At 68.1% G+C, this 25,475-nt stretch carries 27 protein-coding genes, 3 pseudogenes and 1 other annotated feature; of the genes and pseudogenes, 19 read left to right on the top strand and 11 right to left on the bottom strand.

Annotation, left to right across the window (positions count from 1 at the left end; translation table 11 throughout):
* Nucleotides 1-61 precede the first annotated feature (61 nt).
* The 4 genes and pseudogenes from AC4H2S_RS09770 to AC4H2S_RS09755 all read left to right on the top strand — a co-directional run.
* Nucleotides 62-610 carry a CGNR zinc finger domain-containing protein gene (locus tag AC4H2S_RS09770; protein WP_491496783.1) on the top strand — a complete coding sequence of 183 codons (549 nt, stop codon included), beginning with the start codon at nucleotides 62-64 and terminating at the stop codon, nucleotides 608-610.
* 299 nt (nucleotides 611-909) lie between these two features.
* Complete coding sequence (locus AC4H2S_RS09765) at nucleotides 910-1,440, top strand: NADPH-dependent FMN reductase (protein WP_491497071.1); 531 nt, start codon at nucleotides 910-912, stop codon at nucleotides 1,438-1,440.
* Nucleotides 1,406-2,695 (top strand): MFS transporter, encoded by a 1,290-nt coding sequence (locus AC4H2S_RS09760; RefSeq protein WP_491496782.1) that lies wholly within the window; start codon nucleotides 1,406-1,408, stop codon nucleotides 2,693-2,695. The genes AC4H2S_RS09765 and AC4H2S_RS09760 overlap by 35 nt, the downstream gene beginning before the upstream one ends.
* A gap of 13 nt (nucleotides 2,696-2,708) precedes the next feature.
* A pseudogene (locus AC4H2S_RS09755) lies at nucleotides 2,709-3,147 on the top strand (integrase core domain-containing protein); the annotation flags it as partial.
* 113 nt (nucleotides 3,148-3,260) lie between these two features.
* Here AC4H2S_RS09755 and AC4H2S_RS09750 read toward each other — a convergent pair.
* The 4 genes from AC4H2S_RS09750 to AC4H2S_RS09735 form a co-directional block, all read right to left on the bottom strand.
* Complete coding sequence (locus AC4H2S_RS09750) at nucleotides 3,261-4,346, bottom strand: ABC transporter substrate-binding protein (protein ID WP_491496781.1); 1,086 nt, start codon at nucleotides 4,344-4,346, stop codon at nucleotides 3,261-3,263.
* A gap of 180 nt (nucleotides 4,347-4,526) precedes the next feature.
* Nucleotides 4,527-5,030: a riboflavin kinase gene (locus tag AC4H2S_RS09745; RefSeq protein WP_491496780.1), complete on the bottom strand. Its 504-nt coding sequence runs from the start codon at nucleotides 5,028-5,030 to the stop codon at nucleotides 4,527-4,529.
* Complete coding sequence (locus AC4H2S_RS09740; protein WP_491496779.1) at nucleotides 5,030-5,293, bottom strand: hypothetical protein; 264 nt, start codon at nucleotides 5,291-5,293, stop codon at nucleotides 5,030-5,032. The genes AC4H2S_RS09745 and AC4H2S_RS09740 overlap by 1 nt, the downstream gene beginning before the upstream one ends.
* 337 nt (nucleotides 5,294-5,630) lie before the next feature.
* Nucleotides 5,631-5,942, bottom strand: a complete 312-nt coding sequence (locus tag AC4H2S_RS09735) for a cupin domain-containing protein (protein WP_491496778.1) — start codon at nucleotides 5,940-5,942, stop codon at nucleotides 5,631-5,633.
* 70 nt (nucleotides 5,943-6,012) lie between these two features.
* Here AC4H2S_RS09735 and AC4H2S_RS09730 point away from each other — a divergent pair, with 70 nt between their 5' ends.
* The 4 genes from AC4H2S_RS09730 (at nucleotide 6,013) to AC4H2S_RS09715 (ending at nucleotide 9,331) form a co-directional block, all read left to right on the top strand.
* Nucleotides 6,013-7,083, top strand: a complete 1,071-nt coding sequence (locus AC4H2S_RS09730) for a GlxA family transcriptional regulator (protein ID WP_491496777.1) — start codon at nucleotides 6,013-6,015, stop codon at nucleotides 7,081-7,083.
* Nucleotides 7,084-7,322: 239 nt separating this feature from the next.
* The gene (locus tag AC4H2S_RS09725) at nucleotides 7,323-7,913 is read left to right on the top strand and encodes an HD domain-containing protein (RefSeq protein WP_491496776.1); all 591 of its coding nucleotides are present in this window, start codon (nucleotides 7,323-7,325) and stop codon (nucleotides 7,911-7,913) included.
* A 91-nt stretch (nucleotides 7,914-8,004) separates the two neighbouring features.
* Nucleotides 8,005-8,481, top strand: coding sequence for an NADPH-dependent FMN reductase (locus tag AC4H2S_RS09720; RefSeq protein ID WP_491496775.1), 477 nt, complete (start codon nucleotides 8,005-8,007; stop codon nucleotides 8,479-8,481).
* A gap of 1 nt (nucleotide 8,482) precedes the next feature.
* On the top strand, nucleotides 8,483-9,331 hold the full coding sequence (locus tag AC4H2S_RS09715; protein ID WP_491496774.1) for an EamA family transporter: 849 nt from the start codon (nucleotides 8,483-8,485) through the stop codon (nucleotides 9,329-9,331).
* Nucleotides 9,332-9,465: 134 nt separating this feature from the next.
* Here the strand turns inward: AC4H2S_RS09715 and AC4H2S_RS09710 are convergent, their stop codons facing one another.
* Nucleotides 9,466-9,885 (bottom strand): PaaI family thioesterase, encoded by a 420-nt coding sequence (locus AC4H2S_RS09710; RefSeq protein WP_491496773.1) that lies wholly within the window; start codon nucleotides 9,883-9,885, stop codon nucleotides 9,466-9,468.
* 145 nt (nucleotides 9,886-10,030) lie between these two features.
* On the opposite strand from AC4H2S_RS09710, the gene AC4H2S_RS09705 reads away from it, so the two are divergent.
* The 8 genes and pseudogenes from AC4H2S_RS09705 to AC4H2S_RS09670 all read left to right on the top strand — a co-directional run.
* On the top strand, nucleotides 10,031-10,279 hold the full coding sequence (locus tag AC4H2S_RS09705; RefSeq protein WP_491496772.1) for a hypothetical protein: 249 nt from the start codon (nucleotides 10,031-10,033) through the stop codon (nucleotides 10,277-10,279).
* Nucleotides 10,203-10,847 (top strand): IS3 family transposase, encoded by a 645-nt coding sequence (locus AC4H2S_RS09700; RefSeq protein ID WP_491496771.1) that lies wholly within the window; start codon nucleotides 10,203-10,205, stop codon nucleotides 10,845-10,847. Before AC4H2S_RS09705 ends, AC4H2S_RS09700 begins: the two co-directional genes overlap by 77 nt.
* Nucleotides 10,834-11,769: an ABC transporter ATP-binding protein gene (locus tag AC4H2S_RS09695; RefSeq protein ID WP_491496770.1), complete on the top strand. Its 936-nt coding sequence runs from the start codon at nucleotides 10,834-10,836 to the stop codon at nucleotides 11,767-11,769. Before AC4H2S_RS09700 ends, AC4H2S_RS09695 begins: the two co-directional genes overlap by 14 nt.
* 20 nt (nucleotides 11,770-11,789) lie before the next feature.
* Nucleotides 11,790-12,533: an ABC transporter permease gene (locus tag AC4H2S_RS09690; RefSeq protein WP_491496769.1), complete on the top strand. Its 744-nt coding sequence runs from the start codon at nucleotides 11,790-11,792 to the stop codon at nucleotides 12,531-12,533.
* Nucleotides 12,534-12,545: 12 nt separating this feature from the next.
* Nucleotides 12,546-13,889: a sensor histidine kinase gene (locus tag AC4H2S_RS09685; RefSeq protein WP_491496768.1), complete on the top strand. Its 1,344-nt coding sequence runs from the start codon at nucleotides 12,546-12,548 to the stop codon at nucleotides 13,887-13,889.
* The gene (locus AC4H2S_RS09680; protein ID WP_491496767.1) at nucleotides 13,886-14,506 is read left to right on the top strand and encodes a response regulator; all 621 of its coding nucleotides are present in this window, start codon (nucleotides 13,886-13,888) and stop codon (nucleotides 14,504-14,506) included. The genes AC4H2S_RS09685 and AC4H2S_RS09680 overlap by 4 nt, the downstream gene beginning before the upstream one ends.
* 825 nt (nucleotides 14,507-15,331) lie before the next feature.
* Nucleotides 15,332-15,559: a hypothetical protein gene (locus tag AC4H2S_RS09675; RefSeq protein ID WP_491497082.1), complete on the top strand. Its 228-nt coding sequence runs from the start codon at nucleotides 15,332-15,334 to the stop codon at nucleotides 15,557-15,559.
* Nucleotides 15,517-15,660: a sequence feature (AL1L pseudoknot), on the top strand. (Overlaps the previous gene by 43 nt.)
* Before the next feature lie 112 nt (nucleotides 15,661-15,772).
* Nucleotides 15,773-16,099 (top strand): annotated as a pseudogene (locus tag AC4H2S_RS09670) (DDE-type integrase/transposase/recombinase); the annotation flags it as partial.
* A 33-nt stretch (nucleotides 16,100-16,132) separates the two neighbouring features.
* Here AC4H2S_RS09670 and AC4H2S_RS09665 read toward each other — a convergent pair.
* The 4 genes from AC4H2S_RS09665 to AC4H2S_RS09650 all read right to left on the bottom strand — a co-directional run bounded on the left by AC4H2S_RS09665 (nucleotide 16,133) and on the right by AC4H2S_RS09650 (nucleotide 19,934).
* Nucleotides 16,133-16,666 (bottom strand): cupin domain-containing protein, encoded by a 534-nt coding sequence (locus tag AC4H2S_RS09665; RefSeq protein WP_491496766.1) that lies wholly within the window; start codon nucleotides 16,664-16,666, stop codon nucleotides 16,133-16,135.
* A gap of 41 nt (nucleotides 16,667-16,707) precedes the next feature.
* Nucleotides 16,708-18,141 carry an MFS transporter gene (locus AC4H2S_RS09660; RefSeq protein WP_491496765.1) on the bottom strand — a complete coding sequence of 478 codons (1,434 nt, stop codon included), beginning with the start codon at nucleotides 18,139-18,141 and terminating at the stop codon, nucleotides 16,708-16,710.
* Between the two features lie 43 nt (nucleotides 18,142-18,184).
* Entirely contained in the window at nucleotides 18,185-18,745 is a 561-nt protein-coding gene (locus AC4H2S_RS09655; RefSeq protein WP_491496764.1) for an RrF2 family transcriptional regulator, read from the bottom strand.
* A gap of 424 nt (nucleotides 18,746-19,169) precedes the next feature.
* Complete coding sequence (locus AC4H2S_RS09650) at nucleotides 19,170-19,934, bottom strand: SAM-dependent methyltransferase (protein ID WP_491496763.1); 765 nt, start codon at nucleotides 19,932-19,934, stop codon at nucleotides 19,170-19,172.
* 147 nt (nucleotides 19,935-20,081) lie between these two features.
* Between AC4H2S_RS09650 and AC4H2S_RS09645 the strand changes: the two genes are divergently transcribed.
* Nucleotides 20,082-20,216 carry a helix-turn-helix domain-containing protein gene (locus AC4H2S_RS09645; protein WP_491496762.1) on the top strand — a complete coding sequence of 45 codons (135 nt, stop codon included), beginning with the start codon at nucleotides 20,082-20,084 and terminating at the stop codon, nucleotides 20,214-20,216.
* Between the two features lie 118 nt (nucleotides 20,217-20,334).
* Here AC4H2S_RS09645 and AC4H2S_RS09640 read toward each other — a convergent pair whose 3' ends face one another.
* Together AC4H2S_RS09640 and AC4H2S_RS09635 are read right to left on the bottom strand one after the other, a co-directional pair.
* Nucleotides 20,335-22,116, bottom strand: coding sequence for an ABC transporter ATP-binding protein (locus AC4H2S_RS09640; protein ID WP_491496761.1), 1,782 nt, complete (start codon nucleotides 22,114-22,116; stop codon nucleotides 20,335-20,337).
* On the bottom strand, nucleotides 22,113-23,717 hold the full coding sequence (locus AC4H2S_RS09635) for an ABC transporter transmembrane domain-containing protein (RefSeq protein WP_491497070.1): 1,605 nt from the start codon (nucleotides 23,715-23,717) through the stop codon (nucleotides 22,113-22,115). The genes AC4H2S_RS09640 and AC4H2S_RS09635 overlap by 4 nt, the downstream gene beginning before the upstream one ends.
* 417 nt (nucleotides 23,718-24,134) lie before the next feature.
* On the opposite strand from AC4H2S_RS09635, the gene AC4H2S_RS09630 reads away from it, so the two are divergent.
* Both AC4H2S_RS09630 and AC4H2S_RS09625 read left to right on the top strand, forming a co-directional pair.
* Nucleotides 24,135-24,758 (top strand): LysE family translocator, encoded by a 624-nt coding sequence (locus AC4H2S_RS09630; RefSeq protein ID WP_491496760.1) that lies wholly within the window; start codon nucleotides 24,135-24,137, stop codon nucleotides 24,756-24,758.
* 64 nt (nucleotides 24,759-24,822) lie between these two features.
* A pseudogene (locus AC4H2S_RS09625) lies at nucleotides 24,823-25,055 on the top strand (helix-turn-helix domain-containing protein); the annotation flags it as partial.
* Nucleotides 25,056-25,475: the final 420 nt, after the last annotated feature.

Here is a 25,475-nt window from a genome sequence, read left to right as displayed (position 1 = left end):
GGTCAAGTCTTGCCGTGACCGATCCAACCTGTCAAGCCACATTCGGCGGTAAGGTACGCCTGTGCTTGTACTCGTCGGCAACGCGTTGTGCCTGGACTTCGCCAACACCGTCAACGTGCGGCCGAACCCGACCCGCGACTCGCTGCGCGAAGCGTCGACGGCGGTTGAGTGGGCCGCCGCCGTGGCGCATCGACTGGAGCCGCGTGACGTCACAGAGGGGTGGATGCAGACTGCGGTCCAGCTTCGCGAGGCGATCACGCGATCCATCGACGCGAGGATCGCGTTCCGCGCCCCCGAAGACGGTGATCTCGACGTCGTGTGGTCCGGCTACCGCACTGGGCTGGCGTGGGCGCACCTGGCATCGACAAGTTCAGGTGTGGGGCTTCGCTGGAGCGACGCCGGCCCAGATGCCCTGCTCGCGCGTGTCAGCGCTTCAGCTGTGGAGGTGTTGACCAACGCCCCGGCCGAGCGCTTGGGCACGTGCCCGTCGTGCCGATGGCTCTTCCTGGACACCAGCCGCAACGGCAGCCGGCGCTGGTGCTCCATGAAGATGTGCGGAGCGCGAGAGAAGTCGAGGGCGCACTACCGACGCATCGCTGGCAGATGCTGACTCGCATGCGCGTCCCGTGTCGTGCACACGTCGACGCAGCCCAGAGGCGTCACCGGAATCTGACCCGCGTCGAAACCCACTGGTCTCGAAGGTGGAGATGCCCGCGTCACGTGTGAACCTGCGAGACCGGAGGAGTCGGGTGTGATCCGCCGTCGCAGTACGTCGCGCCGATGGCTTTCACGCTTGACCTCAACATGAGTTGAGGTCCTAGCGTCCCCTGCATGCACTCGATGTCGTCTCCCCATACCGCACCGCCAGGTAGCGTCCCTCGTCCTTCTTCGTCCACGCGAACTCGCCTTCTGGTCCTCACAGGCAGCGTGCGAACCGGTCGGATGGGACCCACAGTGGCCGCGTGGGTCTCCCGCCATGCCAGCCGTCGCGAGAGCTTCGAGGTGACTGATCTCGATCTCCGCGACGTCCGTTCAGGCAACGCGGATCTTGCTACGTCGCTCACGCCGGCGGACGCTGTCGTGGTCGTGACCCCTGAGTACAACCACTCGTTCCCCGGTCCCCTCAAAGGGGCGATCGACTCGGTCCGGGAGGAGTGGCACGCCATGCCCGTCGGCTTCGTCAGCTACGGCGGCATTTCTGGCGGACTCCGTGCCGTCGAGGCACTGCGTTGCGTGTTCGCCGAGCTCCACGCAGTGACGGTCCGCGAGACCGTCAGCTTTTCGATGGCATGGGATGCCTTCGACGGCGACGGCGACGGCGACGGCGCGCCGTCGCCGTCCGCAGGCCCAGCGGCGGCAGCCGATCGCCTCCTTGACCAGCTCGAGTGGTGGGCCGGCGCCGTTCGTGCCGGAAGGCTGGTCAGTGCCTACCTCGGATGACCCCACCGGGACGGCGTCTGCATCGCTCGTCGTGCTGCTCCTGGGGTCCACGCTGACCGTGATGGCAGGCGCTGTGATCGCTCCCGTCGTGGCCTTGGTTCAAGGAGAGTTCGGCGTCTCCGACACCCGGGTGGGCCTGCTCCTCACAGTGCACGCGCTGTCCCTGGCCGCGGCCAGCCCGGTGGTGGGGCGCCTGGTGGACCGGCATGGCCCGCGCGTACCACTCAGCCTGGGTCTGGTCTGGTACGGACTGGCCGGCGGAGGAGGTGCGCTCGCCCAGAGCTTCGAGGCGCTGCTCTTCACGCGCCTGCTCTTCGGTGCCGGGGCGGCGGCAGTGTTCGTCGCCACGACCGTCGCTCTGCTGGACGCCGTCCCACGCGAGGCTCAGGACCGAGCCATGGGCTGGCGGTCCACGGCCACGAGTCTGGGAGGCGTCCTGTGCCCGCTCGTGGGAGGGATCGTCGCCACCGCAGGATGGTGGGCACCCTTCGTCGTCTACCTCGTCGCCCTGCCGCTGGCGCTGGCCACGTGGCTCCTCCTTCCCTCGAAGGAGGCGGCGCCACCCATCCGGACCTCCCGTGCACCACTGAGCCATCCGAGAGTTCTCGTCAGTCTGTGCTGCCTGTTCGCCCTGGGGTCAGCCGTCCTCTATGTCGTCATCGTCTTCGTCCCGCTCCGCCTTCACGAGCTCGGCGCAGGATCTCCCCTCGTCGCGGCGGCCTCGACGGCGTTCATGTCGACCGCGATGAGCATCACGGCACTCGCGTTCGCCCGGCTCCGACGCCGGATCGGCCTCGTTCCGGTCCTGGCGGGCGGCTACGCCGTCATCGGGTGCGGGCTACTCGTGCTCGCGAGTGTGTCGAGTCCCCTTCTGCTCGTGGCGGCCGCTGGTCTCTTTGGAGCAGGCTTCGGAGTGACCTTGCCAGCTCTCACCATCCTGCTGAGCGACGCGGTTCCGGCCACAGCACGCGGACGGGCGATGGCCCTCTCCGCAACGGCCCTCTTCCTCGGGCAGTTCCTGTCACCGCTGCTCGTGGGACCTCCGATCGAGCGCACCTCCATCAGCTTCGGCTTCTTAGGGGTTGGCCTCGCCGTGCTCACCACGAGCATCTTCATCGTCCTGCGACCGCCCACGGTCGCCGGGCGATCGAGGCGCCGGGCCGCGCTCGTGCGGCACCCGGATGATGGCTCGACGGCGCCAGGCCACGTCCCCGAGGATGGAGCGGCCATCAACGTGCGGCGGAGGACCCCGTGAACAAGCGGCTCGAGTTCGCAGGACTGCAGGCTTCGTCTGCGTCGCGTTCATCGTCGACGTGCTCGCGCAGAGGATCGTCGCCTGGAACGTCGCGCCCACCAAGGCTGTCGAACTGGTCGACGTTCCCCTGCGGATGGCGTTGTGACAGCGCGTCCGCGAGGGTCACCCGTTGTGCGAGGCGAGCTGATCGGTCACGCGGACGCGGGCTCGCGATACACGTCCATCACGTTCACTGAGCACCTCGCCGAGGAGCGCATCCGCCCTTCGATCGGGTCAGTGGCCGATGCGTACGACAACGCGCTGATGGAGTGCGTGATCGGGCTTCACAGGACCCAGTGGGTCCGCGCCACGGTCTTCCACAGCGGCCCCTACCGGACTATCGGTGACGTCGAGTACGCCACCGCCGGCTGGGTCGACTGGTACAACAACGACGCTTGCACAGCTCTCATGGGGAACCGCGCACGAACCGCGCCCCGGTGACCTGTGGGTGTCATGGGACTGCGCCGCCGGCATGACCGGTCGCGTCATGGGCGGCGGTCCTTGGGTCGCAGCTCATCGCACGTGGTCAAGCCGTGTGCAGAACGCGGAAGCGATGAGGTGCGAGTGGATCTCTGTCGACCACCTGCACCGGCGCCCACGCCCACTGCCACACGCCGACACCTGTCGGGCGTGAGAAGTGGATGGCACCGCGAGTGCCTGCCACCTCGACGGCTGACCAAACGATGCGGTGGACGCTTGCTACGCCTCGTGCCGACCGCAGAGCTTCTCCTAGCACCGCTGTCGTGTCGTATCCCTCAAAAGCCGTGAAGAGGGGCGGCTCGGACAACCGCTCGGTCAAGATCACCTGCACGCGGCGACCGAGGGGCCCCAAGCGGTCCGGCAGGTAGCGCAGAAATGGGATGGCGCTGCCCTGTTCACCTAGTTCTCTGTGCCAGGACGCAAATTCGGGCTGACCGGCAGGAGCCCCAATCACGAGATGAGCGAGTCGTGCGTCCGCCCGGAGTGCTCGCACGATAGCCACTGATGGTTCTTCGTAGCCCACAAGGAGCAGGACCGCGGACACGCCACTGCGAAGGACAAGATCACATAGCTCCGACGAGTCGTTCGCGTGCGCATCGATCTCATGGACGGTGACTTCCTGCGGAGTCAGATACTCACTCAGAACTCGTGCGCCGGCAGCCCAGTAGTCACTGGACTCTCGGATCAAGGCGACTCGACGGTGCCCGGCGTTCCGCAGGAAGTCGCCGTAGACCCGCCAACCATAGGACTGCGCCGGGGCCAGGCGCGCGACGCGACTCCCCGGCTGATCGGTGAGTTCATCGATCACTGCCGAAGAGCACAGGAAGGGGAGTTCGAGTACGTCGGCCCGGCATGCGGCGGCTCTGGCAGCGACGCTGTGGTACTCCCCCACCAAGGCCACGGCACCCAACTCGTGCAGCTCGTCCACCATGGCACTCGCTCGGGCAGGGTCGGCGGCAGTGTCACGGACGATCAGCTCCAAGGGCCGTCCATCAACCCCGCCAGCGGCGTTCACCATCTCTGCGCCCAGCTCGAGGCCGGCCAGCAGATGGCGACCCGCCTCGATCCAGCCGGGCCGACTGAGCGGGACCAACGCCCCCACCCTGACGGTGCGCGGCGTGGATGCCCACACGCCAAGTGGCGGTAGCGCAGTCATCGATTGCCTCCCTGATGCGGCCGACTCCGAGCTGACACGGTTGGCCGTTGTTGGTCGAGGACCGCGACGGACGTACGACATTCCCACCAGAGGGCGCCGGAGCGGGCCCGGGGACTGGTCGTGGATCGCTTTCCAGGTCTTCGACCAGTCCTGCGCTCATGATGGTGAACCTGGTCCACTGACGGCCACCGACAAGTGGTACGCCCGCAGGATCCGGCGGACCCGGTCGACGTCCTCGCCCATAGCCGCGATCAGCGCTGCGACGTCCGGGAAGGTCTCGGTGTCGCGCACACGGTCGACAAAGGCGACCTCGACGGGCGCTCCATACAGGTCCAGGTCCACGCGATCGAGCACATACGACTCCACGCGACGGCTCCGCTCGCCCGGGAAGGTGGGATTGGTCCCGACGGAGATCGCGGCCGGCAGGCGCTCCCCAGTGTCACGAAGCGTCAGCCAGCCAGCGTAGACGCCGTCGGCCGGCGCGCCCCTCGTGCCCTCGGCCGAAAGGTTCGCCGTCGGGTACCCCAAGAGGCGGCCGCGACGGTCGCCTTCCACCACCGTCCCTACGAGCACATGAAGATGGCCCAGCACCGCAGCGGCACCACAGACGTCTCCCACCGCCAGGCAGTCAGCCAGCCGTCGCCGCTGGCGATCGTCCATCAGCCGCGAACCTGTCGTTGCTCGGCACGGCGCGCCCGCCACTCGTGATCGAGCAGCGCCCGGGACCTGCGCGTGCGCTCAGGGTCGGCGAAGCGTTCAACCACCCGCTCGAGCGTCACTGGCTCGATCCGGGGGTAGCGACACACCTCGGTGAGCGACCCGTAGGCGTGGTAGGGAGCTACGTCTGCAATCCGGTCGAGGGGTCGCGACCGAAGGCGCTCGGTGGTGAGCGGGTAGGTCAGATCGAGAGCCAGGTGGGTCATCGCGAGCGGAATTCCTTCCGAGTGCGTGTGGTGGGGCCGGGCCGGATGTCCCGGTGGAAAGTCGTGGACTGCTGGTGGGTAACACCGCCGAGCGCCGCAACGCGTCCTTCGGTATGCCGTCGAACAGGTGCCGCGCACCGTGGCCACCGCGTCGCGCCTCGATGGAGCACGGGGCATCGCGGGCTCCGAACCAAGCCGCTGGCGGTCGAAGCGGTCTTCGCAACGAGCAGGTGGCCTGCCTCCGGCATGACGCGCCCGTGCGATGGCGTGGTGATCGCACGCCGCCGCGCATGCGGGTCGCGCGAGCGCACCCAGGACCATTCGCCCGGCGGGGCGGCTACTTCTCGATGATGTTGATGCCCAGCATGCGACCACCCAGCTCCGATCGAGGCTGGTGCGAGGAGCCCTTTGCCAGTACGACGTACGAACCCGGGCCCAGTACGGCATCGCCGTCGATGAACTCACCTTCGATGACGAAGTACCGCTCCTCGCCGTCGTGAACATCCACGACGGGCCACTGAGTGCCGGGGCCGAAGTCGATGAGCCAGGCACGCGCCTGGTCCGTTGTTGGCAATGGGCGTCGCAGGATCCCAGGTGCAACCTCCACCGGGGCAATGTCGTCGATGTTCACGGTCTGGAAATTGGTCACACACGAACGCTATGCGACCCCATAGCGCCGTCGGCATGACCGAAAGGTCACCTAGGGGTACTTTGCAGCCATGCTGCACCGCGTAGTTGCCCTGGCGACCGGCCCGCAGTCGCTCTTCGAGTTGGCCGCCGCCGGCGAAGTCTTTGGTACCGCGAGACCGGAAGTCCCGAGCCACTACAGCTGGAGTGTCTGCACCCGCACGCCAGGTCTCGTTCCGATAGTCGGCGGCGGTGAGCTCAGCGTGGCGTTCGGCCTCGAACGCCTGGAGCAAGCAGAGACGGTCGTCGTCACCGGCTACGTGGAGTATGAGAAACCTGCACACCCCGACGTCCTGCTCGCCCTCCGAAGAGCTCATGAGCGTGGGGCGCGAATCGTGTCCATCTGCTCAGGTGCCTTCCTGCTAGCCCAGGCAGGGCTCTTGACTGGACGATCCGCCACCCTGCACTGGCGCATGGAACAGGACTTCCGCCGCTTGCACCCTGAGGTGGACCTCCGAATCGACGCCCTGTACGTGTCCCACCCCGACGTCGCGACCAGTGCCGGTACGGCCGCTGGAATCGACTTGTGCCTGGAACTGGTGCGTCACGACTTCGGTGCCGCATACGCATCCCAGGTTGCACGTCACATGGTGATGCCGCCACATCGTGAAGGCGGTCAACTGCAGTACCGGACTGGGCCGGAGATGCGGGAGACTGAGACCGCCACGCTGGGCCCCCTGCTGGAGTGGGCTACCGCCCACCTGAGTTCTGACCTGTCTGTCGAAGTGCTGGCAGGCCGATCCCACACCTCTGCTCGCACCTTGTCGCGCCGTTTCGTAGATCAGCTGGGTGTGAGCCCGGGTCGGTGGATCCTCGCCCAGCGCATCAACGCTGCTAGAGCTCTACTCGAGGGAACCAACCTCACGGTCGACACCATCGCAAGCCGAGTGGGCTTGTCGACGGCGACCAATCTGCGGCGACGGTTCCACGCCTCGGTGGGGATCAGCCCGGCAGCCTATCGGCGTACATTCCAAGCCGCCACGCGTCCTTCCGATGCCCCCCACGGCCGTCAGACCGGAAGCATCCATGCCCCTGCCCCAAGGAGCAGCGTCAGGGGTAGTACGCCAATGCGACAGCAGGACCCTGGCTCGAGCACGGTGTGAACCGCCCCGGCTAGGCCGGAGACTCCAGTTCCTGGGCGAACGCTCTTCGCCGCGGTCCCTACCTCGAAGGGTCATGCGGCAGCGCACGTACCGACCAGTTGCTCCAGGGCCAAACGTACCATCTGGTACGTTGACCGACTTGGGCCACGCGTGTCGCGAAGCGGCGGCTCACCATGCCGGCGCGTTCCGCTCGTGACGGTCAACGTAGGACCGCGGCGTTGGTCAACGGAAGGGCACTGATGGACCTGCATCTGAACCATGTCGACTCCTCAGCTGCACGAGCCAGCGTGGAGGTGGCTCGGAAGTACTGCTCCACTGCGTTGTTCAATCACTGTGCGCGTTCGTTCTTCCTCGCTGCCGCCGCTGGTCGTCAGCGTGGCATGGAGGTCGACGAGGAGCTCTTGTACGTCGCTGCGATGCTGCACGACATCGGATTGACGGCGCCCTTCGACTCGCACACGCTGCCGTTCGAGCATGCCGGAGGCGAACTGGCGTGGGTCTTCGCGGCCGGCGCCGGATGGCCACCAACGCGGCGAGTCCGGCTCGGGCAGGTCATCGTGCGCCACATGTCGCCGGAGGTCGATCCGGACGAGGATCCAGAAGGCCACTTGCTTGAGATCGCCACGTCGTACGACATCGCTGGCCGCGGCGGAGAGCTCTGGGACGACGGTTTCCTCCGCGATCTCGTCGTCGCGTATCCGCGACTGACGATCGCGTCCGACTTCGCTGCCAGCTTCGATCGTCAAGCTGCGCGGAAGCCCGGATCCCCTGCCGGGCGGGCCGTCCGAGGGGGCATCCGTCAGGCTCTCGCCGACCACCCCATGGGCTAAGTGGTTAACGCGCCGGCCCTTGGCACGACCGTGGTGTCACAGCGCGAGAGCCTCTGCAGTGGCACGTCCAGACGAGACGAGCGCCCGGTCCATGGTTCACCGATCGCGACAGCTGAGCCGACGGACGTGCCCACCACGGACGACAGGATGCCGCCGAGGCCGCGGCTCCCTTGCCCCGTCGCTCACGCAGGCGGACGCAGTCGTGGTGGTGACCCCGGAGTACAACCACTCGTTCCCCGGTCCGCTCGAAGAGGCCATCGACGCGGTTCGCGACGAATGGCGTGCCATGCCCGTCGGCTTCGTCAGCTGGGGCGGCATCTCCGGGGGACTCCGCGCAGTCGAGGCACTCCGCTGCGTCTTCGCCGAGCTGCATGCAGTAACGGTCCGCGAGACTGTGAGTTTCGCGATGGCAGGCTCTGTGATCGCTCCGGTGGTGGCGCTGGCCCAGGGGGCGTGTGGCGTCCACGACACCCAGGTCGGACTGTCCGCTCCGCGTACGAACCGTATGGTTCGTGCGCTCCCGCGTTCTCGCCCCCGTGTGCCAGTACCCCAAGGGACCGGCCCTTGAGATGAGTCTGCTCTTCGGTGTGGCGGCCTTGGGGTCTGCCCTGCTGCATGCCACATGGTCCGCGATCGCCTACCGCTTCCGCGAGCAAGCGCTGGGCTTCGCCTGCATGTCCGCCATCACCGTGTTCGTCGGGGCGGTGCTGGTGGTCCTCCATCCTGTGGTCGACAGCGAGGCCATCCCCCTTCTCGTCGCCTCGGTGCTCCTCCACGTCGTCTACACGATCGCCCTGATGCGGCTCAACGACCTGGCCGAGTTCTCCGCGCTCTACCCGCTGTCCAGAGGCCTCTCCCCCGTCGTCGTCGCAGCCGCGGCCTATGCCTTGGCACGCGACAAGCTAACGCCCGGAGAGCTCGCGGGCTTCGGCCTCGTCATCACCGGGCTGCTGATGATCGTCAGCGCGAAGGTCTCCCTGGCCCGGGCAAACCTCCGCGGACTCGCACTCGCCCTCGCCGTCGGCCTGCTGATCGCCAGCTACACCGTGGTAGACGGGGTCGGTGTGCGAGCCTCCGACTCGGTGCTGGGGTTTATCGGCTACCTCTCCGTAGGCCAGGGGCTGCTCACGCTCGCCCTCGTCCTGGGCTCGAGCAGCATCACGACGAGCCGACTCTGGCGCGAGGGTCCCTGGCTGCTGGCGACAGCCGTCGGCGCCCTGAGCTCCGCGTCGTACGGTCTCATGATCTGGGCGCAGACGCTGGGTCCGCTCGCCGTTGCCGCCGCCCTTCGTGAGACGAGCATCGTCTTCGCTGCCGTCATCGGCGTCGTCTTTCTGCGCGAGAAGGCAGGTGCACGCACTCTTTCGGGGGCGGGCATCATCGTGGCGGGCATCATGGTGATGAACCTGGCCTACTGACGGCCATCGACAGGCGGTACGCCCGCCAGGATCCGGCGGACCCGCGCGACGTCCTCGCTCATGCCTGCGATCAGCGCAAGCGGTGCGGGACGTCCACCAGGTGAGGACCGGCCGGGTCCGGCTCGGGGCGCCGCCTACGAACGCGCCTTGATGACGCCTTGGCCGATCGCGCACACGTGCCAGTCGCCGTCGCGCTGCACCAGGACCGTGCAATGGCACACAGCCCGGCGTCCGTCGACGTAGGCCACCCAGGCCTCTGCTCGGATCAGGTCACCCTTGGCCGGCGCGACGTACTCGACAGACATGGAACCGGTCAGGACGTCTGGGCCGAGGGCCGAGCCTCCCGCAAAGGTCATGGCGTTGTCGGCTCCGTAGGCCAGCAAGCCGCCGTGCGCGATGCCACCCTGTTGCAAGTGCTCGAGCCGGAGAGGGATGTCGATGGTCGCGCGACCGTCCCCGAACTGCGACAGGGTCGCGCCCAACAGCTTGCTGAATGGCTGAGCCTCGAGCACCGCCCGGGCTTGGTCCATGGTCGGCGGCGTGACGCCACTCATGGAACGAGGCATGAAGCTTCCTCAATTCGCAGATCGCGTGGACGTACCGATCGGTACATGCGTGAGCATACGCGTTCCACAGAACGGGGCGACGGGGCGTGAAGCCCGGAGTCACCACGGACGAGTCCCGCGAACTGCGTGCCGGGTGCTCAAGCTCCACCGCCAGCACTACTACGCCTGGCTCGCCTGCCCGATCACCGACAGCGAGCTCGAGGAGGCCTACCTCGCGAACGCGATCTTCCACGCCCGCCGCGAGCACCCCGAGGTCGGCTACCGGCTGTTGTTCGACGAGGGCACCGACGCCGGGCAACAGGTCAGTGAACGGACCGTGTGGAAGAACTGCTCGGCCAACGAGTGGTGGCGCGTGTTCGGCAAGAAGCGACGCGGGAAGTAGGGGCCTGCCCGGTGCACCCGCCCACGACGACCTGGTCCGCCGCGAGTTCACCGCACCCGGCCCGAACCAGCTGCGGCTCACCGACATCTCCGACCACCCCACCGCGGTCGGGAAGCTCTACATCTGCGCGGTCAAAGTCGTGTGGTCCAAACGCATCGTCGGCTACTCCGTCGACTCCCCCGATGACCGCTCAGCTCGCGGTCGAGGCGCTCGAGTCTGCCGTCGGCGCGGCGCACTGCCGGGTTACTACGAACGTCTGAAGCGAGCGCCCTCCGAACGGGCCGGGAGACACGCTTGGCGGACGGACCTGATCACCCAGATCCACATCGGATCCCGCGGCATCTACGGCGGTCGTCGTGCCCACGCCGAGCTCACTCTCGGCCACGGTGTCGCGGTCGGGCACGGCCAGCTCGAACTGCTCATGCAGCGCGCTGGACTCCACCTCACCTATTCGTGCAGCAGCCCCATCCACCGAACGGTGGAGGCGCGGATCAACCGGAGCCCAGCCGCAATGGTCGATGTGGCGGATCGTGGTGCGCCCGTAGCTTGGCGGCATGGTGGCACTTGACGTACGACATCTGCACAAGCGCTACGGCCAGCACGTCGCCGTCGATGACGTCTCCTTCACGGTCGACGAGGGGGAGATCTTCGGCATCATCGGGCCCAACGGCGCCGGCAAGACGACGACCGTCGAGTGCATCGCCGGGTTGCGGACGCCCGACTCCGGCTCGGTCTCCGTGCTGGGGCTCGACCCGATCAAGGACCGGGCCGAGGTGCGTGAACGACTGGGCGTGCAGCTGCAGGAGAGCAGCTTCCCTGACGCGATCAAGGTGTCCGAGGCGCTCGCCCTCTACAGCTCCTTCTACCGCGACCCCGCCGACTGGCGCGAGCTCATGGACCTCCTGGGCCTCACGGAGAAGCGCGACACGCAGTACAAGGCGCTCTCGGGCGGGCAGAAGCAGCGACTCTCGGTCGCGCTCGCGCTGGTGGGCAACCCGAAGGTCGCGATCCTCGACGAGCTCACGACGGGTCTGGACCCGCAGGCCAGGCGTGACACCTGGAGTCTCATCGAGCGGGTGCGCGACACGGGCGTCACCATCCTGCTGGTCACGCACTTCATGGATGAGGCCCAGCGTCTCTGTGACCGCATCGCCGTCATCGACCGTGGCCGGGTCGCTGCAGTGGACACGCCGGCCGAGTTGATCTCGCAGGCGAGCGGGGTGCAGCAGGTCCGGTTCCGCCTGAGTCAGCCGCTGGACGAGAGCGTCCTGACCGAGCTTCCCGACGTGACCGGTGTCGAGGTGGTCGACGACCGGTGGCTGGTCACCGGCAGGGGAGAGCTCCTGAGCAGCGTCGTGGCGGCTCTCGCCCGCGCGCGGGTCGTGGCGCAGGACCTCCGCGCCGACCAGCGCAACCTCGACGACGCGTTCGTCTCCTTCACGGGCCGTGCCCGGAGATCGTCCGAACATCTCACCGGGGAGGTCGACTGATGCCGTCTCTTCAGAAGGTCGTGGAGATCGAGGCGAGGCTGTTCCTTCGTGACTCCGCCACGGTCATCTTCGGCGTGCTGTTCCCGACGGGACTCCTCCTGGGTCTGGGTGCCGTCCCGACGCTGAGGGAGACGTCGCCGGACACCGGCGGCCTCCGGTCGATCGACGTGTGGGCGCCGACCGCGCTGGTGTTCGGGATGGTCATGATCGCCGTGCAGCACGTTCCGGTCGTGATCGCGACGTATCGCGAGCGCGGCATCCTGCGCCGGCTGTCGACCACTCCGGCCCATCCGCGCACCGTGCTGCTCGCCCAGATGCTCGTCGCGTTCGCCTCTGTGGTCGTGTCCGCGGCGCTCATGATCCTCCTCGCGTGGGCGGTGCTTGACATCTCGCCGCCCGAGCGGCCGCTGCAGTTCCTCGTGGCCTTCGTCGTGGGCTATGCGGCACTCCTCGGGCTCGGCATGCTGTCCGCGGCCGTGGTCCGCACGGGCAGTGCGGCGAACCAGACCGGCACGCTCCTGTTCGTGGCGCTGATGTTCTTCGGTGGCGCCTTCCTGCCCCGGGTGCTCATGCCCGACGTGCTGCGAGAGGTCGGCGAGTTCATTCCGCCGGGGCTGCAGGCTCTCACCACGGCCTGGTCCGCCGAGGCGGGCGAGGTCACCGCCACGGCCGGTGGACAGCCCTTCTGGCTGCAGATCGCCATAATGGCGGGCATCGCAGTGGCCGCGAGCGCCACCGCTGCGAAGCTCTTCCGCTGGGAATAGGGGTCGACCACCATGCGCGATGTCGGGGACGGCCGGCGCCCGAGCTCCGGGACGCACGGATCCACCATCACCGAGGAGGTGGCGATCGCGAACCGGTCCCGGCTGGCCTGGAGGACCGAACAGCTGCGGGTGTGGGACCTCCTGCAGCTGGTCACACCGTGGCTGCTGCTGACGGTCTCGACCGCGATCTACCTCTCGTGGACGCTTCCGACCTCCGGCGAAGGCTTCTGGTCCGAGGGCGCACGCGTGCTCGGGCTGGTCGCGGTCTCGGTGCTGTGGGTGCTGTTCAGGCACACGCTGCCTCTCAGGAGGAGGACGCTCGGGCCCGTGCAGGCGGGCATCTACTTCGTCGGACTGCTGGCGCTGTGCGTCACCCTCATGACGTACTCGGAGGTCTTCCTGGTCTTCGCCGTGGCCGGCTTCTTCCACGCGTACGTGCTCACGCCGTGGCCGCTGGGGGTGATCGGAGTCCTGGCCACCTCGGTGGCCCTCAACGGCTCCGCGATGCAGGTGTGGGCCGACCCGACCCCGGGGACGCTCGCGGAGTTCCTCCTGATCGTCGCGGTGCAGACCGCGGCGATTGGGGTGGGCATCGTCCTGACGGCGCGCAGCGAACCGGAGGAACGCAGGCGCGAGGAGCTCGTCGAGCGCCTCGAGGCGGCACTGCACGAGAACGCCGGGCTCCACGCGCAGCTGGTCGCGCAGGCCCGGGAGTCGGGGATGCAGGACGAGCGGCAGCGACTGGCGGGCGAGATCCACGACACCCTGGCCCAGGGCCTCGCCGGCATCATCACGCAGCTCCAGGCAGCGGAGCGAGCCGCTCATGGGCGGGGCGAGGCGGACGGGCACGTCGGGCGTGCGCTGCGTCTCGCGCGCACCAGCCTGAGCGAGGTCAGGCGGTCCGTGCAGGCGCTCGCTCCCCAGGAGCTCGGCCGAGCGCACCTGCCCGACGCGCTGCGCACCCTGACCGAGCGGTGGTCGCAGGACCAGGGCGTCAGCGCTCAGGTGGAGGTCACCGGCACCCGGGAGCCGCTGAGCCCGGCCATCGAGGTGTCTCTCTTCCGAGTCGCGCAGGAGTCGCTGACCAACGTCGCCAAGCACGCGGACGCCTCGCGCGTCGTCGTCACGCTGTCCTACACCGGCACCGAGGTGCTGTTGGACGTGCGGGACGATGGACGCGGGTTCGCGGAAGTGGCCGGCGACGGGTTCGGCCTGACCAGCATGCGCCAGCGCACCAGGGGGGTCGGCGGTCACCTCGAGGTGCAGAGCGCGCCGGGCGACGGGACGTCCGTCAGCGCGCGCGTGCCCGCGATCACGCCCGTCGGGACCAGACACAAGGAGCAGATCGACCGATGATTCGACTGGTAATCGTGGACGACCACCCGATCGTGAGGGGCGGTCTTCGCGACACGTTCGCCGACACCGACGACATCGTCGTGGTCGGTGAGGCCGGGGACGGCGCGGAGGGAGTGGAGTGCGCGGTGCGGCTGGCCGCGGACGTCGTGCTGATGGACCTTCGGATGCCCGGGACGGACGGCGTCGCCGCGACCGCGGCCCTGCGCGAGCGGGCCCCGGAGGTCCGGGTGCTCGTCCTGACCACGTTCGACAGCGAGAGCGACGTGCTGCCGGCGATCGAGGCGGGTGCGACCGGCTACCTGTTGAAGGACGCCGTGCCCGACGAGCTGATGCAGGCCGTCCGCTCCGCCGCGCGTGGAGTGTCGGTGCTTGCGCCGTCGGTGACGCAACACCTCATGGGGCAGGTCCGGAGGCCGGGCGCCGGCACATTGACCGATCGCGAGAAGGAGGTGCTGCAGCTGGTCGCCAACGGCAGCTCCAACCGAGACGCCGCCACGACGCTGTTCATCGGCGAAGCGAGCATCAAGACCCATCTGCAACACATCTACGACAAGCTCGGCGTCCGTGACCGGGCCTCCGCCGTCGCCGAGGGCTACCGCCGTCGCCTGCTCACTTGACGCCGGCTCCCGGCCGCTGTGCGGCGGGGCCGTTGCGAGCGCACCAAGATCGCGGGCGAGGTCATGACGATCCGACGACTTGCCCATGCTGCTGGTTGCGGGCATCTCGCTGGGATGACGCGGCGTCCCTGCGGCTGCCCACAGCCCACCAAACAGCCGGCCCTGGCGGCCACCGTCCCGGTCGCGGTCGGTGGCCTCGTCGCGGCCGACGCCGCAACGCGTCTCGACCTCATCTCGTAGCTCCACACATCAGAAAGGTGTCACCTCATGAATGGTGTCCCGTTGTCGCCGAGAGCCATCCTCGGCTTCGTGTCCATTGCGGCGGGCGCTGTGCTCGCGATCTTCTTCTGGGAGCGTGAATTCCTCTGGTTCGAGGGAGGACCGCTCGGCATCGCACTGATAGGCCTCGGCGGACTCGATCTGTGGGATTCCTCGCGGAGAAGGAGAGCCGGGGCTCCTCGCAGCCTCCTCCAGAAGGTGCGCGATGAGCTCGTCGGACCGCCTCGCAGCGAGTCCCCATCGTCGGAGCCGACGGCGGGGAGATCTGCGGAGCCTGAGCCCCCGGCCGGCGAGGACCCGGACCACCGTCGGTGATCGGCTGTTGAACCTTGGTCCGGAATGCACTTCTTCCGGGCCATCGGTGACTCCACCAACCTCAGCGGGCGAACGACCCCTGGAGGACTCTCCGTCGCGGCACTGACTTTCGTCGGTACCGCGATACGTTCGACCGCCGTTAGGGTCGCGACGTGACGGTCGTGCGACACCCGCTTGCCAGAGTGGTGGGGTTGTGGCTCGCGCTCAGTGTGCTCGCCGTCGTGGAGCATCGTGTCGCGTGCCGGGTCTGATGGAGGCTCTCATTCCACGGAAGCGCTGCGGAACTGGGTCAACCAGGCCGAGATCGACGAGGGCCGCCGTCCCGGTGTCACGACCGCCGAGGCGCAGCGGATCGCTGAGTTGGAGCGTGAGAACAAAGAGCTGCGTCGGGCGAATGAGATCTTGCGGACGGCGTCGGCGTCTTTCGCCGCGGCGGAGCTCGACCGCAAGCTGAAGTGACCACGCCGGTGCTGGTCGAGTACATCGACCAGCACCGCAACCGGTTCGGGGTCGCGCCGATCTGCACCGTGCTACGCAAGGCGGGCCTGCAGATCGCCCCGAGCAGCTTCTACGCCGCCAAGAGCAGGCCGCCCTCGGCCAGGGCAGTCGCTGATGTGCAGCACCTGGTGGTGAAGCGTCGCGTGCACGCGGAGAACTACGGCCGTCTACGGAGTCCGCAAGATGCACGCCGAGCTGAACCGTCGCTGCCACCGCATCGCCAGCTGCACCGTGCACCGGCTGATGCGCGCCGAGGGACTTCGCGGAATCAGCAGGGCAAAGGGGCCGCGCACCACGGTCCCGGGTAACGGTCCGGACAGTCGACCGGACCTGCTGGACCGCGACTTCCAGGCGCCGGCACCGAACCGGGTGTGGGTCGCGGACATCACTTACTGCCGCACCTTCGCCGGGTGGGTCTACGCCGCGTTCGTCATCGACATCTTCTCCCGACGCGTGGTCGGCTGGCAGCTGTCGAAGAGCCTGCGCACCGACCTGGCCCTGGACGCCCTCGTCGACCCGCCTCCGCCGCAGCCGTCAGGTCGGCCAGGGGTGGACCCGCTGCCAGACCGGACTGTCCACGTAGTGGTTGTCGTAGTGGTCGGACGTGGCCGTGAGCTCGTCGAGGGTGGCCTCTCCCCGATAGAGCCGTTCGAGCAGTCGGTAATAGTCGAACCGGTGCTGGCCGGGGGTGTAGATCGCGAGCATGTCGGCCGACGATCCCGAGGTGGGCGCGAAGGCGTGCGCGACGCCGGGCGGCAGGACCACCATGTCGCCGGGCGTCAGGACCTCGACGTTCTCGCCTACGAGCACGTCGAGCGAGCCGGAGAGCACGAAGATCGTCTCGGTGGCGCGCAGGTGGAGGTGCGACGGCGCACCGGGCGAGCCTTCCTGGAGCTCCGCACGGTTCACGGTGAGCGCGCCGCCGGTGTGCTCCCCGTCCGCGAGCAGCTCGATGACACTGGTGGCCCCGTCCTGCAGGCGCTCGCTGGTCTCATGGCGCACGATCCAGGGCCTGGTCGCCGGGCGCTGGGCGGAGGTCGTGTCGTGGGTGGTGGTAGGTCGTGCCATTGCTTTCTCCTTCTCGATGGTGGTGCGATGGGAAGAACAGGTCAGACGGTCACGGCGGTGCCGTCGCCTGGAACGCGGAGCCCGTCGACGTCGGAGTGACGGCGCCTGAGCCCTAGCGCGAGCAGGCTCGTGACGCCGATGAGCGCCACCGCAGCCAGGAACGCGTCACGAAGACCGGCAACCAGTTCAGCGTCCCCGCCCGCGCCGCCCGCGCCGGAGACGGACACAAGGAAGGCCAGCCCGATCGCCCCGCCGATCTGCTGCGTGGTGGACACGACGCCGGTTCCGACGCCCTGGTCACCGGCGTCGACTCCCGTCGTGGCGGCCCCGAACATGAGTGTGTAGCCCGCCCCCTGTCCGAGACCCAGCACGACCAGCCCAGGCACCAACGCCGCGTAGCTGCTCGCTCCGCCAAGGCCCAGGCCGACAGCCGCGGCGCCGGCGCCTCCGAGCACGAGGCTGCCGACCAGGATGTCTCGCGCGCCAAAACGGGTCGCCGCGCGTCCTGCCAGCTGAGCACCTGAGGCGATGGCGACCATCGGGACGACGAACGCCAGACCGGTCTGCATCGCCGAGTAGCCGAGCACCACCTGGAAGTACAGGGTGAGGAAGTACAGAAGCGTGCCGAAGGACGCCATGTAGCCGAAGGTGACGGCCGCACCGAAGGCGAGGTTGCGGTCGCGGAACAGCCGCAGCGGGACCAGCGGGTCGACGCTGGAACGCTGCTGGATGATGAACGCCGCGACGAGCAGCACGCCGGCGAGACCAGCAGTCCGCACGAGCGGCGAGTCCCACCCGACCTCCGGACCATCCACGACGGCATAGACGACAGCGGTGATGCCAACCGTCGACACAACGGCCCCGAGCGCGTTGAGCGAACGCGAACGTCGCGTCCCAGCAACAGTGTTCTCGATGGCCGCAAGCGCACCGAGTGCCACAGCGCCCGCCAGAGGCACGTTGACCAGGAAGACAGCCGTCCACCCGAATGCGTCCGTGAGCGCGCCGCCCAGTAGTGAGCCGAGGATCATGCCACTACCGCCGGCGGTCCCCCACACGGCGTACGCGCGGTTGCGCGCCCGACCCTCGGCGAAGCACAGGCTTACCAAGGTAAGCGTGGCAGGGAACAGCACAGCGCCACCGATGCCCTGGAGGGCTCGAGCCGCAATCAGCACGGCTGGGACTGTCGCCATTCCGCCGAGCAACGACGAGAAGGCATAGAGACCGAGCCCCACAACGAACATCCGTCGCGCGCCGAGCACGTCACACGCTCGCCCGCCAAGAAGCAGGAACCCGCCGAATGCGACTGCGTACGCGCTCACCACCCACTGCAAGCTGTGGTCGTCGAAGCCGAGACTGGACCCGATTTCGGGCAGTGCAACATACACGATGTTGTAGTCGATCGAGATGATCAGCTGAGCAGCAGCAAGGAGAGGCAACACAAGCCGCGCTTTCCGACTATCCTGCATGTTGGACATCGAGAATTACTCCATTCGTTGTGGCTTCCAGCGACGCGACGCGTCACCGTCGAGCGTTGACCATCCAGTCACGGGTACGGGACGGGGTGTGAGGAAACCCGGCCTCGACCGAGCGTCGGAGATCGTCGAGAGACTCCGAGGCAAGCTCGCGGCGCCACGCCAGCTCAGCGCGCGACATCGTCTGAGAAATGCGGCACGAGAGCCGGTAGTCCTCGTTGGGGTCGCCACCTGGCCCCTGACGCAGGAGCTGCGTGCACTCGAACGCCGAAACTCGTCCCTCGATGGCGACGACCACATCGAGAACGGAGATCTTGTCCAGGCCCCGCGCCAGGCGGAAGCCGCCGCGCGGGCCGGAGACCGACGTCAGGATGTCCGCCTTCACCAGCAGCTGGAGCTGGCGGTTCAGGTAGGCGGGCGGCAGGTCATAGAACGCAGCAAGACGAGCCGCAGTGAAAGGCCCCTCGGGCTCCAGCCATCCCAGATTGAGACAGGTGTGCAACGCCCACTCGACGCCTTGGTTCATCCTCATGCCGAAGACCCAATCATTCTCGATACTCAATGTCAAGGATATAGAACTGCCGATCATCCGCTCTCGCGCGTCCATCAAGTCCCGCGAGAACCGCCGACGAGCGGCTCACCGGACCGCAGGCAGGAGGGTGTGAAGGCCAAGACCGATCATGAAGGTACCCCTCAGGATGCTGAGGCCTCGGCGCACCCCAGCGGACCTGATGCCGGGCACCGCCGCAACAGCCGCACCGACGAGTGCCACCGGACTCGAGGTCCTCGCCCGCTGCCGAGTCAACATCGTCCCCACCACCGAACCCGAGATCGGAGCCGACGACCTACCCGCCCTGACCGCCTGAACCATCACGAAGGAGAACGCAGCGCTACACCACTACCCGGGAGTTGACCAAGTGATGTGGGACCGATGGCACGCGTGGTGTGTTCGTAGCCTGCCTGGGCACTGTCTTTCGAACTCGCGCTATGCGGTAGCTCCCCATCTTGAAGCCTTCGGCGCACGGTGTACGTCACCGTCGCTTCCTGGCTGTCGCCAGCACGAATCCGAGTTGTTCGCCTCTATCCGCTTCAAGCATGTCCAGTACGGACCGATCGCTCGGGCCGGGGTCGGTCTGGCGCGCTAAGCGAGCCCGTTCCCACGTCAGCCAGTCATCGCGCCCGTGCACCTGCCACCTTGCCTCGACCTGCTCTAACGCTCCGGTGAGTTCCCAGTGCTTCTGCCACCATCCCGGTGAATGCCAAGCAGCAGCTTCAGATCCCACGACGTCGGTTACGTAGGACGGCGGCGCAACCTCGTATGGATCATCACGAAGACCAGGCGTGGACATGGCCACCAGGCCCCCAGGCTTGACGTGCCTCAAAAGGCGAGGCAAGAAGTGGACGTCGGTTCCGAAGTACTCGAAGGCATCGACCGACACGACCGCGTCGAAGACCGCGTCACCCAGATCAAGCGTCCGAATGTCACCGTCGATGGTCGACACCTGGTCAGAGACGTTCGCCTCGACGAGGACGACACGACGCTCGTCGCTAGGGACCCAGAGGTCCAGTGAAACCACAGAGCAGCCGTATTCACGAGCCAAGTACACCGAGGTGGCTCCTCGACCAGCTCCGAGATCGAGCACCTGGGCCGAAGCCGCGACAGGGATGTCCCCGAGTAGCTCCTCCAGCTGCCACAGTGGGTGGGGCCCCATGTCCAACCCCAACACCCAGGTGGGGTCATACTCCGCCGATCGCGGGTACCGAGATGGCTTCATAACTAGGTCGAGATCATGCATGCGATAAGTATCGGGTTCCTCTCGAGGCGGCGCTTGGGCGGGGGCTGCTGCACGAACCGGTGACAGTCTGAGATCGCTTGACGAAGAATCAGGTTGGAAGGATGTTGCTGTGCGCCAGCCCTACCCCCGTGAGTTTCGTGGGGACGTTTGCACAGCGGCGAGTACAGCACCCTCGAGGTGGCCGAGCTCTTCGGCGTCGGACGCTCCACCGTCTACCGCGCGATCGAACGCCAGCGCATCGCGGCCAAGGCTGACCTCGCAGAGGCACGACCACGCCACTGACTTCGCCAAGGCGTCGGCTGTCCCAGCTCCGACCCCCCTACGGGACAAGCGGCGCCGATCAGCCAACACTCGGGCCAGAGGACCTGCAGGGGTTCGGCCTAGGGTCTGGCTTGGTGCCTCATTCCTGACCGTTGGCCTGTTCCTGGTCCTGGGCGGCAGGCCCGGACCAGGCTAGCCAGAGGGCTGCATAAGAGCCGCCGTTGGCGATGAGTTCGTGGTGCGAGCTGAGTTCTGTGATGCGACCGTCTTCCATTACTGCGACGCGGTCCGCATCTCTCGCTGTTTGGAGTCGGTGAGCGACTGCGATGATCGTGCGGCCGCGGATGGTGGCGGCGAGTGCTTGTTCGGTGCGGCGAGCGGCGGTCGGGTCGAGTAGAGCGGTGGCCTCGTCCAGGACGAGGGTGTGGGGATCGGCGAGCAGGACCCGGGCCAAGGCGACGTGCTGGGCGTGCGCGCCCCCGAGCTGTTGGTTGCCGAGGTCGGTGTCGAGTCCCTCAGGCAGCTCGTCGACCCAGTCGGCCCCGAGAGTGCGCAGGGCGGCAACCAGTTCGTCGTCGGTGGCGTGTGGCGCCGCGAGGGTGAGGTTGTCACGCAGTGAGTCGGCGAACACGTGGTGCTCCTGTGTCACCAGGACGACGTGGCGGCGGAGCTGCTCGGGTGCGAGGTCGGCGACTTCGACACCGCCCACGGTCACGGTGCCCGCGCGGGGACGGTCGACGCCGGCCAGGAGACGTCCGAGCGTGGTCTTGCCTGCTCCGGAGGGGCCGACGACGGCGAGGTGCTCGCCCGGCTGCACATCGAGGTCGACGCCGTGGAGGACGTGGCTGTCGTCGTCGTACGCGTAGTGGACGCTGCTGACAACCATGCGCTGGTCGACTGGGACGGTTGCGGCGTCCGTCGGCGAGGAGCGCGGCGGTTCGGCCGGTCCGGCGAGGCCCTCGAGCCGGGCGAACGACGCGGCGCTGCTCTGCAGTGTCTCGACCCACACCAGGATGGTGTCGATCGGGACGCTGAGCTGACGCAAGTAGAGCGTGGCGGCAACGACGGTGCCGAGGCTGACCTGCTGGTCGTGGTAGAGCAGTCCGCCGACGCCGAACACGACCCCGACGGCGAGCGCGGTGGAGACGTCGATGGTCGGGAAGAACACGCTGCGCAGCCGCAGGGTGCGCAGCTGGGCGCGCGTCGCGGCCTCGATCGCCGTCGCGCAGGCGGCCGTGCGCTGCTCCTGCAGCCCGAGCAACTCCACGGTCCGGGCACCGGTGGCGGTGCCGGCCAGCACGTCGGCGACCTCGGCGCCAGCTGCCGCCTGGTCCAGGTAGGCCGACCGGGCGCGGCGCAGGTACCAGCGCACGACCATGGGGACGGCCACGAGTGCGACCAGACCGATCACCCCTAGCAGGGGGGAGAGCAGGACGACGGCGACGAAGATGATCAGCGTCTGGACGAGGGCGAACATCATTTCCGGGGCGGCGTCGCGGAGCACAAACGAGACCAGCCCGACGTCGGTGGTCGCACGCGAGGTGAGTTCACCGGTCCCGGCTCGTTCAACCGTCCGCGCAGGGAGCTGCATCAGACGGTCGATGAGCTCCTCGCGCAGGCGGGCCGCAGTACGTTCGCCGAACCGGTAGCCCAGGTAGCGGGCCTGGCGTCCGATGACGAGCTGCGCCATCGCGGCGAGCAGCACGAGCAGACCCAATCGGTCGATCGCCGCGACGCCGGCGCCGTCCCGCACCTCGTCCACGATCCGGCCGATCAGCCACGGCCCGAGCAGTCCCGCGCCCGCTGCCGCGCAGTTGGTCAGCAGCACCAGCACGAACGCGGCGCGATCGGAGCCGATCAGGCGCCGCGCGGCACGGCGCACCTCGACAGGCTCCGCGACCTGGAGCCGCTGCGCGCTCATGTAGCCATCTCCTCTTTGGCGGTCGACGGGCTCGGAGTCTCCCCGCGGCGGACCAGGGCGGCGTACGCCGGGTGCTCGACCATCAGCGCCGCGTGGGTGCCCGTGGCGACCACGCGACCATCGGCGAGCAGGTGGACCTCGTCGGCTCCCTGCAGGACGATCGCTGAGGTCGAGGTGACCAGGGTGGTCCTGCCCCGGCGGTGTTGCACGAGCCGGTCGACGATGGTGGCCTCGGTGGCTGCGTCGACCGCCGAGGTGGGTTCGACGGCGAGCAGGATCGGCGGATCGGCGACCACTGCGCGGGCGAGCCGGACACGCTGACGCTGGCCGCCGGAGAGGTTGCGGCCGCCGGGGTCGATCCTCGACTCGAGGCCGTCGGGCAGGCCGCGGACGACGTCGTCGGCTGCCGCGGTGTGCAGCGCATCGAGCAGCGCGCTCCGCCCGAGGTCGTCGACCCGGCGCCGACCGGCGACCACCTCCGCGAGCGAGCCGGCGAATAGTTCGGCGTCGTGGTCGGCAACCAGCACCTGCTCGTGCAGCGCCGCGGGGTCGAGGCTGTCGACCGGTCTCCCGGCCCAGGTAGCCCCTGACTGAAGGCCCCCGAGGCGGTTGATGAGGGCGACGGCGTCGGCGTGCCTCGCGGTCGCGACCACGACGAACGTCCCGGGCGTCACCTGCAACCCCGAGACCTCATCGACCAGGTCGCCGTCGCCGGGCGGCGGCGCCGTTCCGACGCCGTCGGCACGCATGCCCAGGAAGTCGGTCACCCGGCGGGCCGCCACCAGCGCCTGGCTGAGGTCGACTGCGTTCTCGATGAACGAGGCCACCGGAACGGCCAGCACCGCAGCGTACCCGTAGACCGCGACGAGTTCACCGACGGTGAGGTCGCCCTCAGCCGCGAGCCGCGCGGCCAGCCACACCACGACCGCGGAGAACAGGGTGGGCAGCCCGAGACCGACCGCCTGGACCACGCTCGTGACCCGGCTGACCCGGTAGCCCTGCTGCAGCAGCTGTTGTGACTCGGCTCGGATGCGGTCCGCGTAGACCCCCTTGCCGCCCAGCCCGTTCAGTACGCTCAGCCCAGCGACGACATCCACTACCCGAACCGTCACCCGGCCCTGCTGCTCCCGGTAGGGCGTCCCGACCGCCTGCAGACGCCCCAAGGCAGGGCCCAGGACCAGCGCCAGGACGGGTACCCCGGCCAGCACCACCGCCGCCAGCAGCACCGAGATCCGCAACAGCAGCACCGCGATCACGACGTACGCCAGCACCGCGCCCACCCCCGGCCCGGTCGCGGTGAGGCTCCGCCCAATCGCCCACGCGTCCCCGCTGCCGATCGCCACCACCTCCCCAGTGCCGACACGACGCGTCAACGTAGCGCCGAGGTGCACGGTGTGCGCGCTCACCAGCGACATCGTGCGGAAGGCGGCGTCCATTCGTACACGGGTCATCGTTCGGTGCCGCCAGATGCTCAAGCCAGCGAGGACACCGCCCGCGACCACAAGGAGGGCCGCCCAGACCAGCACCGACCCGCGCCGACCGTCGGCCAGGCCGTCGATGGCGCGGGAGAGCAGGTACGGCGGCACAGCAAGGCCTGCCATCCAGGCGCTGCCGAGCACGGCACCGAGTGCCACCCGGCCGCGCTGCCGGGCCACCAGCCACCCGAGGTAGGACCATGGGCCGAGCGAAACTGGACGGGACGGCGAGGCCGAGCGAACACCCATGCCTCACCCAAACACAAGTCGAGCCGCGAGCCGTGTCCGGCGCCGGCGCCGGCGCGGCCAGCCCTCACCGACCAAGTTGTCTTGGGCCTTGAGCGGCGCGATTCCTCACGCTCGGCGAAGGAGAGATACCTGCCTGCGGGCTTGAACTTCAAGTCGAACGGCGCCGTGCCGCCAGCGGTTGTGGAACCACGGGACTGCTGAACGATCAGGGGAATTCTGACTACGCTGCCTGATCGTTCAGCAGTCCCGACAACCCGATTGCCTGTGTCCGCAGCTCGGACCCACACTGTCATCATGCCGTCGTCGAGCCAGTGGGTCGCGTTCCTCGTCGCCTCAATTGTCTTCATCCAGGTGCCGGGTCCGAGCCTGCTCTTCACCATCGGGCGTGCACTCACCGTCGGTCGCCGCGAGGCCCTGCTCTCGGTAGTCGGGAACGCCCTCGGCGTGACCGCCCAGGTCGCCCTCGTCGCCGTCGGGCTCGGTGCGGTGGTAGCGGCAAGCGCGACGGCGTACACCGTCCTCAAGGTCACGGGCGCGGCGTACGTAATGTGGCTAGGGGTGCAAGCCGTCCGCCACCGTGCCGACGCCCGGCTGTCGCTGGCCGACGGGGCACCGGTGCGCCGGGGGCACCCCGTGCGGGTTGGTTTCACCGTCGGTGCAACCAACCCCAAGACCATCGTGTTCTTTTTGGCATTTCTGCCGCAGTTCACCGACCCGGGCGGCCCGGTCGCGCTGCAGACAATGTTGCTCGGCATGGTGTACGGGGTGTTTGCCGCCGCCTCCGACAGCATCTGGGCGCTCGCTGCCGGGACAGCGCGCAGCTGGTTCGCCCGACGGCCCGCGCGGCTCGACGCACTGAGCGCGGGCGGCGGCACGATGATGATCGGCCTCGGGGCCACCATGCTGACCGTCGACTGACCGTCAGCTGAACCGACAACCGAGTGCCGGGCGTGGACCAGCATGGGTCACGAGAAGTTCACCGGGTGGGAGTAGGCCTGAGATCTGGCACATGCCATCCGGTTTTCTCATTCACATGCGCCGGGAGGAGATCGCGCTGCTCCGGGCGCAGGACGAGGGCGTGCGCGAGATCGCCCGAGCCATCGGCCGCGACCCGGAACGGTGTCACGGGATTTGCGTCGCAACGCCGCGACTCAAGGAGGCAAGCTCGAGTACCGAGCGTCGGTGGCGCAGTGGAAGGCGGACATGGTGGCCCAATCTCGCTCCCCCGCAGTCCGCAAACAGTCCGCAAGAGCTTTATCGACAGCCATTGGTGACCATCTGCCGATTCTGTGTTTTCGCAGGTCAGAGCCCTATAGCCGTCGACAACCGCTGGTCGCACCTACGCGAGGTCCATTCCCTGCCAGCAGACCCCTGCCGAAGCGCGAGTCTGCTGACGTCGTCAACCCCGGTGCAGGTTCACTCCATGTGTCCGAACGGCCCCGTCAGACGGTTGCCCTCCATCCAACATGGGCGCAATGCGCTCCCGAGCGGGTCGGCCGCAAGAGGCAATACCCATCCACTCTCGCTCGAAGTTCCTCCGGGCGCTCAGAAGGGGCATCTGTCGACGACGCTCGAAAATGAGGCCATAGCGACGGGCGAAAACGAGGCCACCCCGACAGATTGGGTGGGTGATCT

The sequence above is a fragment of the Nocardioides sp. Z13_37 genome (assembly GCF_058355585.1).
The sequence above is the reverse complement of the archived record's forward strand: the minus strand, read 5'-3'. Positions and strand labels throughout refer to the sequence as shown.

Excerpts from the sequence above, each read along its gene's own strand:
- AC4H2S_RS09715 (WP_491496774.1), top strand. The coding sequence starts at position 8,483 with ATGAGTCTGCTCTTCGGTGTGGCGGCCTTGGGGTCTGCCCTGCTGCAT.
- AC4H2S_RS09685 (WP_491496768.1), top strand. The coding sequence starts at position 12,546 with ATGCGCGATGTCGGGGACGGCCGGCGCCCGAGCTCCGGGACGCACGGA.
- AC4H2S_RS09695 (WP_491496770.1), top strand. The coding sequence starts at position 10,834 with ATGGTGGCACTTGACGTACGACATCTGCACAAGCGCTACGGCCAGCAC.
- AC4H2S_RS09650 (WP_491496763.1), bottom strand. The coding sequence starts at position 19,934 with ATGCATGATCTCGACCTAGTTATGAAGCCATCTCGGTACCCGCGATCG.
- AC4H2S_RS09635 (WP_491497070.1), bottom strand. The coding sequence starts at position 23,717 with ATGGCAGGCCTTGCTGTGCCGCCGTACCTGCTCTCCCGCGCCATCGAC.
- AC4H2S_RS09710 (WP_491496773.1), bottom strand. The coding sequence starts at position 9,885 with ATGAGTGGCGTCACGCCGCCGACCATGGACCAAGCCCGGGCGGTGCTC.
- AC4H2S_RS09640 (WP_491496761.1), bottom strand. The coding sequence starts at position 22,116 with ATGAGCGCGCAGCGGCTCCAGGTCGCGGAGCCTGTCGAGGTGCGCCGT.
- AC4H2S_RS09745 (WP_491496780.1), bottom strand. The coding sequence starts at position 5,030 with ATGGACGATCGCCAGCGGCGACGGCTGGCTGACTGCCTGGCGGTGGGA.
- AC4H2S_RS09730 (WP_491496777.1), top strand. The coding sequence starts at position 6,013 with ATGCTGCACCGCGTAGTTGCCCTGGCGACCGGCCCGCAGTCGCTCTTC.
- AC4H2S_RS09680 (WP_491496767.1), top strand. The coding sequence starts at position 13,886 with ATGATTCGACTGGTAATCGTGGACGACCACCCGATCGTGAGGGGCGGT.
- AC4H2S_RS09660 (WP_491496765.1), bottom strand. The coding sequence starts at position 18,141 with ATGTCCAACATGCAGGATAGTCGGAAAGCGCGGCTTGTGTTGCCTCTC.
- AC4H2S_RS09720 (WP_491496775.1), top strand. The coding sequence starts at position 8,005 with ATGGTTCACCGATCGCGACAGCTGAGCCGACGGACGTGCCCACCACGG.
- AC4H2S_RS09665 (WP_491496766.1), bottom strand. The coding sequence starts at position 16,666 with ATGGCACGACCTACCACCACCCACGACACGACCTCCGCCCAGCGCCCG.
- AC4H2S_RS09655 (WP_491496764.1), bottom strand. The coding sequence starts at position 18,745 with ATGGACGCGCGAGAGCGGATGATCGGCAGTTCTATATCCTTGACATTG.
- AC4H2S_RS09630 (WP_491496760.1), top strand. The coding sequence starts at position 24,135 with ATGCCGTCGTCGAGCCAGTGGGTCGCGTTCCTCGTCGCCTCAATTGTC.
- AC4H2S_RS09725 (WP_491496776.1), top strand. The coding sequence starts at position 7,323 with ATGGACCTGCATCTGAACCATGTCGACTCCTCAGCTGCACGAGCCAGC.
- AC4H2S_RS09740 (WP_491496779.1), bottom strand. The coding sequence starts at position 5,293 with ATGACCCACCTGGCTCTCGATCTGACCTACCCGCTCACCACCGAGCGC.